Consider the following 3,279-nt stretch of genomic DNA (forward strand, 5'->3'; position numbering starts at 1 on the left):
TTAGCTTACAGAACTGCTTGTGAAGCTCTAGAGGATGAGTTCAAGTAAATGTTGCACTTATTCTTGCAATTTATCGTATAAAAAATAGTTGTTTTTCGGAAAGTTAGCTATTAATATTTATCAATGATAAAAATAGCATGTTTTAAGGGACTGACCCCAAAAAGTGAGAATTTAATAAAAAGACTTGACATAATTCGTTTACAATGGTAAACTTATTTTAAACATATTCGTTTACATATGTAGACAACTAGAGAGGAAGAAGAATGAGCACAATAGAATTTAATACTTATATCACAGATGCAGAATGGGAAGTCATGCGTGTAGTTTGGGCAAATGATCGAGTAACTAGTAAAAAAGTCATTTCCGTATTGCAAGAAAAAATGGACTGGACACAATCCACTATCAAAACGATCTTAGGTCGATTAGTTGGAAAAGGCGTACTAAATACAGAGCATGAAGGTAGAAAGTTTATTTACACTGCCAATATTGAAGAGACAGAAGCCGTAAGGGATTATGCAGAAGATATTTTTAACCGTATTTGCAATAAGAAAGTCGGAAATGTAATAGGAAGCATCATTGAAGATCATGTTTTAAGCTTCGATGATATAGATCGACTAGAAAAAATATTAGAGATGAAAAAATCTTTCGCAGTAGAAGAAGTGGATTGCAATTGTCCAGAAGGACAATGCGAATGTCATTTACATCATCATTAAGCATAAGGAGGAATTTAAAATGAATAATGACAACAAATATTCGTCCCATAATCACCATGATTATGACGACATGGATAAGTTAAAACACGAGCATGGAATCACAGATGAACATGGATACCATAAGGATCAACATCAAGTACATCATGCTGGGCATGATCACAGCGGGCACAGTGGGCATGATCACAGCGGGCACAGTGGACATGATCACAGCGGGCACAGTGGGCATAATCACAGCGGACACAGTGGGCATAATCACAGCGGACACAGTGGGCATAATCACAGCGGACACAGTGGGCATGCCCACCATCATCACGGAAGCTTTAAGGAACTTTTCTTAAAGTCATTGCCACTAGGAATCATTATTATGCTCTTAGTCCCTTTGCATGGATTTGAACTACCATTCCAGTTTACTTTTCCATATTCTGATATTGTAGTAGCTATTTTATCTACTATATTAATTATTTATGGTGGACGTCCATTCTATCAAGGTGCAGTTGACGAATTTAAACAAAAAGAACCTGGAATGATGGCACTCGTTTCTTTAGGTTTAAGTGTTTCATATTTATACAGTATTTATGCTGTGATCATTACCTACGTAACGGGTGAACACGTGATGGACTTTTTCTTTGAATTTGCTTCATTACTATTAATCATGCTATTAGGTCACTGGATTGAGATGAAAGCTATTGGAGAAGCAGGAGACGCACAAGCAGAATTGGCTAAGTTAGTGCCGAAAGATGCTCACGTTGTATTAGAAGACGATTCAATTGAAACACGACCAGTTGCTGACTTACAGGTAGGTGATTTAATTCGTGTTCAAGCCGGAGAAAATGTGCCAGCAGACGGGATTATCGAGCGTGGCGAATCACGTTTAAATGAAGCTCTTTTGACTGGAGAATCAAAAGCAGTTAAAAAAGGCCCTGGCGATGAAGTAATCGGGGGCTCAACAAATGGAGAAGGGGTTCTTTATATTAAAGTGAATGAGACAGGTGATCAATCCTTCATCTCTCAAGTTCAGAATTTAATCAGCCAAGCTCAAAGTCAGCCTTCCAGAGCAGAAAATATTGCTCAAAAGGTTGCAGGGTGGCTCTTCTATATTGCTGTTATTGTCGCGCTAATTGCTTTTGTAGTGTGGATGATTATTGGAGATATCCCAACGGCAGTTATATTTACTATTACTACATTAGTTATTGCTTGTCCGCACGCATTGGGTCTGGCTATTCCATTGGTAACCGCCCGTAGCACAAGCTTAGGAGCTAGCCGTGGCTTACTAGTAAAAGACCGCCAAGCCTTAGAAATAGCTCAAGATGCAGATGTGATTATTTTAGATAAAACGGGTACTTTAACAACTGGTGAATTTAAAGTATTAGATGTAAAACTTCTTAATGACAAATATACAAAAGAGGAAATCATTGCCTTATTGGCAGGTATTGAAGGAGGATCTAGCCACCCAATTGCTCAATCAATTATAAGGTTCGCCGAGCAGCAAGATATACGTCCAGCATCTTTTGATTCGATTGATGTGATTTCCGGTTCTGGAGTAGAGGGTAAAGCAGGTGGGCACCGTTACCAATTAATCAGTCAAAAAGCCTATGGACGTAATCTTGATATGGATATTCCAAAAGGAGCAACTCTTAGTGTCTTAGTAGAAAACGATGATGCCATTGGTGCTGTAGCTTTAGGGGACGAATTAAAACCAACGAGTAAAGAGTTAATTAAAGCTCTTAAAAAGAACAATATTCAACCAATTATGGCAACAGGTGATAATGAAAAAGCGGCTCAAGGCGCAGCAGAAGTTTTAGGGATTGAATATAGATCAAATCAATCTCCACAAGACAAATATGAGTTGGTTAAAACACTTAAAGATGAAGGAAAGAAAGTTATCATGGTAGGTGATGGTGTAAATGATGCTCCTTCTCTTGCCTTAGCAGATGTTGGTATAGCTATAGGTGCTGGAACTCAAGTTGCATTGGATTCAGCTGATGTCATATTGACTCAATCCGATCCAGGAGATATTGAATCATTCATTGAATTAGCACACAAAACAACTCGTAAAATGAAACAAAACCTATTTTGGGGAGCTGGTTATAACTTTATAGCTATCCCTCTAGCTGCAGGAATTTTGGCTCCTATTGGTATCACATTAAGCCCTGCATTAGGAGCAATCCTAATGTCTGTGTCAACAGTCATCGTCGCCATTAATGCGATGTTATTAAGTTTATATCCAAAAAATAACGGTTAACAGATCGAATGATTGAAACTCCTTAAAGTATCAAGATACAATAGTTTTACAGGAGAAAAAGAGATGTAAGTACTGGCTCTTTGTAAAATCGTGTTGGTAGAAGTAGACGATTTTTCTACCAACACGATTTTTAATTTATTATAGAACTGATTTCTGTTAAAATCCTAAAAGCCACCTATTTCGACAGTTTTATAGCATGTTATTCTATTTTCTTGACAATAATACCACCGTCTCCACACGTTTTTTAACGATAAATTGCAAGAATAAGTGCAACATTTACTTGAACTCATCCTCTAGAGCTTCACAAGCAGTTCTGTAAGCTAA

2 protein-coding genes are annotated in these 3,279 nt (G+C 37.6%); both read left to right on the forward strand.

Features of this window, described 5'->3' with window-relative positions; all coding sequences use genetic code 11:
* The first annotated feature begins 263 nt into the window (after positions 1–263).
* Positions 264–713, forward strand: coding sequence for a CopY/TcrY family copper transport repressor (locus K1J10_RS10290; RefSeq protein WP_002908710.1), 450 nt, complete (start codon positions 264–266; stop codon positions 711–713).
* Positions 714–732: 19 nt separating this feature from the next.
* Entirely contained in the window at positions 733–2,955 is a 2,223-nt protein-coding gene (locus K1J10_RS10295) for a copper-translocating P-type ATPase (RefSeq protein ID WP_223357285.1), read from the forward strand.
* Positions 2,956–3,279: the final 324 nt, after the last annotated feature.

The organism is Streptococcus australis (genome assembly GCF_019930045.1).
Taxonomy (GTDB): Bacteria; Bacillota; Bacilli; order Lactobacillales; family Streptococcaceae; genus Streptococcus; species Streptococcus australis_D.

Coding starts and splice junctions, on each gene's coding strand:
- K1J10_RS10295 (WP_223357285.1), top strand. CDS start 733: ATGAATAATGACAACAAATATTCGTCCCATAATCACCATGATTATGAC.
- K1J10_RS10290 (WP_002908710.1), top strand. CDS start 264: ATGAGCACAATAGAATTTAATACTTATATCACAGATGCAGAATGGGAA.